Source organism: Allosphingosinicella sp., from assembly GCF_036387215.1.
GTDB lineage: Bacteria > Pseudomonadota > Alphaproteobacteria > Sphingomonadales > Sphingomonadaceae > Allosphingosinicella.
Genome location: NZ_DASVUE010000428.1, coordinates 1 through 5899 on the forward strand (window position 1 = coordinate 1; position 5899 = coordinate 5899).

9 protein-coding genes are annotated in these 5899 nt (G+C 67.7%); 2 read left to right on the top strand and 7 right to left on the bottom strand.

Features of this window, described 5'->3' with window-relative positions:
- Nucleotides 1–318 (bottom strand): DUF1697 domain-containing protein (locus VF662_RS16250; RefSeq protein WP_464142996.1); only part of this gene is annotated, 318 nt, incomplete at its 3' end.
- On the opposite strand from VF662_RS16250, the gene gmk reads away from it, so the two are divergent.
- Together gmk and VF662_RS16260 are read left to right on the top strand one after the other, a co-directional pair.
- Complete coding sequence (gmk, locus tag VF662_RS16255) at nt 206–838, top strand: guanylate kinase (protein WP_464142997.1); 633 nt, start codon at nt 206–208, stop codon at nt 836–838. The genes VF662_RS16250 and gmk overlap by 113 nt on opposite strands.
- A gap of 61 nt (nt 839–899) precedes the next feature.
- A complete protein-coding gene (locus tag VF662_RS16260) occupies nt 900–1487 on the top strand; it encodes a hypothetical protein (RefSeq protein ID WP_464142998.1) in 588 nt (195 codons plus the stop codon).
- Here the strand turns inward: VF662_RS16260 and VF662_RS16265 are convergent.
- The 6 genes from VF662_RS16265 to VF662_RS16290 form a co-directional block, all read right to left on the bottom strand.
- Nucleotides 1484–2173 carry an ATP12 family chaperone protein gene (locus VF662_RS16265; RefSeq protein ID WP_464143004.1) on the bottom strand — a complete coding sequence of 230 codons (690 nt, stop codon included), beginning with the start codon at nt 2171–2173 and terminating at the stop codon, nt 1484–1486. The two genes, VF662_RS16260 and VF662_RS16265, sit on opposite strands and share 4 nt — an antisense overlap.
- On the bottom strand, nt 2170–2415 hold the full coding sequence (locus VF662_RS16270; protein ID WP_464142999.1) for a hypothetical protein: 246 nt from the start codon (nt 2413–2415) through the stop codon (nt 2170–2172). Before VF662_RS16270 ends, VF662_RS16265 begins: the two co-directional genes overlap by 4 nt.
- Nucleotides 2412–3074, bottom strand: coding sequence for an HAD-IA family hydrolase (locus tag VF662_RS16275; RefSeq protein WP_464143000.1), 663 nt, complete (start codon nt 3072–3074; stop codon nt 2412–2414). Before VF662_RS16275 ends, VF662_RS16270 begins: the two co-directional genes overlap by 4 nt.
- A gap of 415 nt (nt 3075–3489) precedes the next feature.
- Nucleotides 3490–4575, bottom strand: coding sequence for an RluA family pseudouridine synthase (locus VF662_RS16280; protein WP_464143001.1), 1086 nt, complete (start codon nt 4573–4575; stop codon nt 3490–3492).
- The gene (crcB, locus tag VF662_RS16285) at nt 4572–4946 is read right to left on the bottom strand and encodes a fluoride efflux transporter CrcB (RefSeq protein WP_464143002.1); all 375 of its coding nucleotides are present in this window, start codon (nt 4944–4946) and stop codon (nt 4572–4574) included. Before crcB ends, VF662_RS16280 begins: the two co-directional genes overlap by 4 nt.
- Nucleotides 4947–4995: 49 nt before the next feature.
- Nucleotides 4996–5679 carry a hypothetical protein gene (locus VF662_RS16290; RefSeq protein ID WP_464143003.1) on the bottom strand — a complete coding sequence of 228 codons (684 nt, stop codon included), beginning with the start codon at nt 5677–5679 and terminating at the stop codon, nt 4996–4998.
- Nucleotides 5680–5899 lie beyond the last annotated feature (220 nt).

A 5899-nucleotide genomic window follows, 5' to 3' on the forward strand; every position in this document is an offset into this window, starting at 1 on the left:
CGGCTGTTCAGCATCGAACAGCAGATTGCCGCTCTGGATGTAGGTCCTGACGTCGGAGAGGCCGATCCCCTCCGCAAGCGCGCGCAGCTCCGCCATCGGGATGCTCGTCTTCCCGCCGACGTTGATGCCGCGCAGAAGCGCAATGAAGCTCCTCATCCGCATCCAATAGCTTGACGCACCTCGGTCCGCCACGCCACTAGCGGCCATGGCGACGGTCAATCCCCTCAAGCGGCGCGGGCTCCTCTTCGTCCTTTCGAGCCCCAGCGGCGCCGGCAAATCGACGATCGCTCGGATGATCCTGGACGCCGACGACGGCATCGGCCTTTCGGTTTCCGCCACCACCCGCCCGATCCGCGCGGGCGAGGAGGACGGGGCGGATTACCACTTCGTCAGCAACGACGAATTCGACGAGCTGGTTGCCAGCGGCGCCTTCCTCGAATGGGCGCACGTCTTCGGCCACCGCTACGGAACGCTGAAGAGCGAGGTGATGAAGCAGATCGAGAGCGGCCGCGACGTTCTGCTCGACATCGACTGGCAGGGCACGCAGCAACTGAAGCAGGTCGATCCCGACATCGTCCGGGTCTTCATCCTCCCGCCCTCGATGGAGGAATTGGAGCGGCGCCTGCGCTGCCGCGCGACCGACAGCGACGAGGTGATCGCCAGCCGGATGGCGCGCGCCGCGACCGAGATCAGCCACTGGGCCGAATATGACTATGTCTTCATCAACGACGATGCGGAGCATTGCCGGAAACTCGTCCACACCGTGCTGAAGGCGGAGCGGCTGAAGGCGACTCGCCGCATCTTCCTTCACGATTTCGTCCGGACTCTGATCGGCTGAGGATTTTGCTTCCCTATTCGATCGGCGCTACGCTGTTTGAGCAACGACAGGGGGAAGAGACATGATCGGACGGGCACTTATAGGCGCGGTCGCGGCAGCGGTCGCGATGTTCATCTTCGGCTTCCTGTTCTTCGCGACGCCGCTCGCGGGCATCGGCACCAAGAGCCTTCCCGATCCGCAGGCGGCGGCGGTGCAGACATCGCTGGCGCAGAACCTGCCCCAGACCGCCACTTATTCCGTCCCTTCGGCCGAGACCGCAGGTCAGACGACCTTGTACGGACGTGGGCCCATCGCGACGATCCATTACAACACCTCCGGCTTTGCGATCGGCGATGCGGGGACGATGATCGGCGGGTTCATCCACTTGCTCGTCGTTGCCGTCCTGATGGCGATGGGGCTCTATATCCTCTCGCGCCACGTCGCGAGCTTCTCCGAGCGGGTGCGGCTGCTGATCCTGGGCACGCTTGGAGCGACCGTATTCATGCGCTTAGGCGAGCCGGTCTGGTTCCACCACGATTGGGGCCACGCCATCTACCTGTTCGTTGCGGACACGGTCTCGCTGGGCGTTGCCGGGCTGATCATCCTCAAGCTGCTGCCCCGCACGCACATGGCTACGGCCGCTCCGGCGGACGCTCCCACGGAAGTCTAGAGCAGCTGGAGGAAGCGGTAGGCGGCGTCGAAATCGCGGCGGCGGCCTTCGAGCGCCTTTTCGGCTTCGGCGTCGGCGCCCCATTGCTCGAGCTGCCATTGCTCGTCGAGGGTCGCCGCGGCCCATGCCGTCTCGAGGTCCACCTCGCCCTCGGCCAGCGCGAGCGCGAGCACAAGCGAACCGCCGATCGTCACCAGCGGCGATAAAGCCGCAAGCTCGAACGGATCGCGGGCGGCGACGGCGTGGGCGAGCTGCTGGATCGTGTTCTGCGGCTGCGGGCGGTGGATGATGCCGGGCACGACCTCGAAATTGATGTCGAAGCGGCGCCGCGCCCAGGCGAGCGGCGGATCCCAGAGCTCGGACTGGCGGGCGACGAGGCCGGCGGGGCTTTCGGCGCGGTAGCAGAGGAGATCGCTCTCGCCGTAGAGGGCGAGCCCGCGGGCGAAGGTCTCCTTGTCGGGCGCAACCCGGTCGATCGCGGCATTGGCGAGGCCCGTGAGCGGCATCGAGCGCGCCTCGATCTTCTCGCCCTGCGCCTGCCATTCCTGGGCGATCGCTGCCGCAAGCCGCTCGCTCGGGACCGCCAGCGGGTGGCGCGCCGGCGTCTTCACCGGCCGCCCGTCGAGCAGGATCTCGTGCCCGCCCTCGGCGGGCCGGGCAGCGGCGTCCTTGTAGAAGCGCTTCATTGCCCGGGCGGGGTCCGCCACTTGCGGGCGAGCACCAGCGGGCCGCCGAAGCTGATGAGAAGGCCGATCGCCGCAAGCGCGATGCCGAGCTCGGGCCACCCGCCCGGCCGGAACCAGTCGCTGTTCCAGATGAGGAGGCCGAGGAGCACGATGATTGTGCCGCCGATGCGGGTGAGATTGATCAGGATGAAGCGGTTGCGCCAGGTCGCTTCGGAGGGTTGCGGCGCGGGATTGGGGCTCATTGGAGGGCCTTCACGAAGCCGGCGATGTCGGCGGGTGTGTCCGCGATGTAATCCGCGCCCGCGGCTTCGAGTTCCGCCGCCGAGTGATAACCCCAGGAGACGCCGATCGCGGTCACTCCCGCCGCCTTCGCCATCACCATGTCGTAGCTGGTGTCGCCGATCATCAGCGTGGTCCCGGGCGCGGCGCCCGCATCCGCCATCGCCTGCTCGATCATCGACGGGTGCGGCTTCGAAGGGTGGCGGTCGGCGGTCTGAAGGGTGACGAAGCGGCCGCGAAGGCCGTGATGCTCGAGGCAGAGGATAAGGCCCCGGTCCGACTTGCCGGTGGCGACGCCGAGCAGCCAGCCGCCTTCGTCGAGCGCCTGAAGGAGATCGATGATGCCGTCGTAGAGCGGCTCGGCGACCAGCCCTTCGGCCCTCATCCGGTGGAAGTGGCGTTTGTAGCCGTCTGCAAGCGCGAAATGCTGGTCCGGCGCGCCCTCCGGAAGCAGTGCCTGCATCGCCTCGACCATGCTGAGGCCGACGATCCGCCGCGATTGCTCACGCGTCGGGAGCGGAAGGCCGGCCTCGCCGAAGCAGCGCTCCATGGCGAGGCAGACATTCGCCTGCCCGTCTACCAGAGTGCCGTCGCAATCGAAGATGGCGAGGCGGTTCGTCATCCCCTGCACGCACGCTCGGAAGGGCGGATTTCGAATTCGACCCGGGCGCCATCGATCGTCGTCGAACTCGTCAGGTCCTCCACTCCATCTTGTGAAGCGACGAGGCACAAGGATCGGCCGCGCCGCCAGCGCAATCTCTTGACCCTGGAAAAGCGCCGTCCCAACATCAGCATCTCTCCGTCCCACCAAGCATCCCCGGCGCGCCCGACGAATACCTTGAATACGTCAGAGCTGAGCGAGCCCCCGATCCGTACTACTAGAAACGCCTCCAGGCCTGTTGCCGGGTCGAGAGACCGCTGCAAGACCTTGTCGTTGGGTTGAGGTCGGTCTTGTCGGTTCGTTAGAGTACACCATCCCACTAGGGCAATCAGCGGCGGCAGAAGCACCAATCGAGCGATACGCTCCGGTTTGGGCGTCATCCCCTGCCCCGCGAGCGCCGCTCTCCCTTCCGCTCCTTGCGCCTGGCCTTGGCGGCGGCGGTGGCTGCCTTGCGCTTTCCTTCGGGCGTCTCGGAGAACTTCACCTCGTCGAGCGGGAGATCGCCCGCCTCCAGGCTGAAACCGAGGTTCGCCAGGCTCTCGGAGAAGTGAGCGGGAAGATCGGCGGTGACGTCGATGCGGCCGCCGTCGGGATGGTCGATCCGGAGGCGCCGGGCGTGGAGGTGGAGCTTGCGGCTGATCGCTCCGGTGAGGAATGCTTCGGCGCCGCCATATTTACCATCGCCGACGATCGGATGGCCGATCGCCGCCATGTGGACGCGCAGCTGGTGGGTGCGACCGGTCAGGGGCTGGAGCTCGACCCAGGCGGCGCGGTTGCCGGCGCGCTCGACGACGCGGTAGCGGGTCTTCGACGCGAGGCCCTGCTCCTCGTCGATGCACATCTTCTCGCCGCCGGTGCCGAATTGCTTGCCGATAGGCAAGTCGATGAAGCCGTCCTTCACCTCCGGAACGCCGACCACCAGCGCCCAGTAAACCTTGCGGGCGGTGCGGCCGGAAAAGGATTTGGAGAAGAACGCGGCGGCGCGCGGGGTGCGGGCGATGAGGAGGACGCCGGAGGTATCCTTGTCCAGCCGGTGGACGAGCTTCGGGCGCGGCTCGCCGTCTTCGATCAGGCCGTCGAGCAGACCGTCGAGGTGCACGTTGGTCTTGGTGCCACCCTGAGTGGCGAGGCCCGGCGGCTTGTTGACGACGATCGCGGCAGGATCGCGGTGGATCACCATCTCGTTGACGAAGGCGATCTCGTCGTCGCTCAGCGTCTTGCGCTGCGGCTTGGCGGGCTTCGCTTCGGCTGCGGGATCGGCGGGAGGCACGCGCACCACCTGACCGGCCTCGACCCGATCACCCGGGCCGGCGCGCTTGCCGTCGAGCCGCAGCTGCCCCGTCCGCGACCAGCGCGAGACGAGGTTGAAGCTGGTTTCGGGCAGGTTGCGCTTGAACCAGCGGTCGAGGCGGATGCCGTCGTCTTCGGCGGAGACCGTGAACTGGCGCACGTCGCTGCTCATGCGGCCGCCCTCATTGCGAAAAGGCCAAGGAACAGCATGGCCACGGCTCCGAATAATGACGCAAGCGAATAGCCCGCCGCCCCGAGCAGCTGACCGCGCTCGATCATGTTCGCGGTTTCGAGGCTGAAGGCGGAGAAGGTGGTGAAGCCGCCGAGAATGCCGACGCCGGCAAAGGCACGGAGCCCCTCGACGTTCCCGCCGCGGGCGAGAATGCCGGCGAGCAGCCCCATGAGGAAGCCGCCGCTGAGGTTCACGATCAATGTGCCCCAAGGGTAATCGGGGCCGACGCCGCGCAGCGCCGCCAGGCCCACAAGGTAGCGCAGGGCAGCGCCGATCGCGCCGCCGAGCATGACGAGGAGGAGATGCGGCATTGCGGCGATGTAGCGCCGCCCCCGCCGCTTCGCCAGTGGCGGAGCTTGTTTAGCCGCCGCTGCTGGCGATCAGGGCGGCGTCCGAGCCGGCACCGGTGGGCGTGACGATAAGGTAGAAGGCGCTCTCGCCGCTGGTGCCGGCGAGGATGTGATCGCCCTCGCGGCGCTGGTGCTCGGCCGAATAGCCGGCGCGGCCGGCCCGGGCGGCGTAATATTGGAGGACCCGCTGGGGCGCATCGGCGGTGGTGAAGGTGACGACGCGGGCGCGGCAATCAGCCGTGTCGGAGCCGGCGGCGTCGGTGATGCGCGAGCCCGGATAGACTGCGAAGGCGGCAGGAAGGCGCCGCGCCCATTGCATGCTGTAGTTGAGGTCAGGGCCGCAGCCGCCGCTGCCGGTCTCGCCGCTGTCCGCGGCGGCGCTTGCGCGGGCGCCCGTTCCGGTGCCCTGGACTGCGGCAGCGCGGCGTGCCGGCTGACTCCCCTGCGGCAACGGATATTGCGCCTGCGTCGGCGTTTCCGGCGGCCGCACCGCATTGCGGTTCGACTGCTGGGTCAGCGCCGGATCGACCATGATCTGGTCTTCCAGCGCGCTGGTGAGCGCCGGATCGGTGTCGTTGCCGATGATCTGGTTATCGAGCTTCGCAAGCTCGGACTGACTGTCCCGGCAGGCGCCGAGCGACAGTGCGCCGATGACGGCGAGGATGCGGACGAGAGTGGCAGCGCGTATCGACATAGGGAGCTCCTCGAGCCCCTTATGCGCGATTGTCGCCGCCAATGCGTGAGCAGACGTGGTTAACCGCCGACCGCCTCGCCCTCTGTGCCAGAGCGGGACTGCCAGTAGGCGAAGGTTTCCGACTGGACGGCGCGGATGAACCGCGTCGCCTCCGGCCCCTCCCAGGGCCCGGCATAGCCGCGGCTGCGCGCCCCGCCTGCAACCCACCACCCTTGGCCCG

Coding starts and splice junctions, on each gene's coding strand:
- gmk (WP_464142997.1), top strand. CDS start 206: ATGGCGACGGTCAATCCCCTCAAGCGGCGCGGGCTCCTCTTCGTCCTT.
- VF662_RS16265 (WP_464143004.1), bottom strand. CDS start 2,173: ATGAAGCGCTTCTACAAGGACGCCGCTGCCCGGCCCGCCGAGGGCGGG.
- VF662_RS16290 (WP_464143003.1), bottom strand. CDS start 5,679: ATGTCGATACGCGCTGCCACTCTCGTCCGCATCCTCGCCGTCATCGGC.
- VF662_RS16270 (WP_464142999.1), bottom strand. CDS start 2,415: ATGAGCCCCAATCCCGCGCCGCAACCCTCCGAAGCGACCTGGCGCAAC.
- VF662_RS16280 (WP_464143001.1), bottom strand. CDS start 4,575: ATGAGCAGCGACGTGCGCCAGTTCACGGTCTCCGCCGAAGACGACGGC.
- VF662_RS16275 (WP_464143000.1), bottom strand. CDS start 3,074: ATGACGAACCGCCTCGCCATCTTCGATTGCGACGGCACTCTGGTAGAC.
- VF662_RS16260 (WP_464142998.1), top strand. CDS start 900: ATGATCGGACGGGCACTTATAGGCGCGGTCGCGGCAGCGGTCGCGATG.
- crcB (WP_464143002.1), bottom strand. CDS start 4,946: ATGCCGCATCTCCTCCTCGTCATGCTCGGCGGCGCGATCGGCGCTGCC.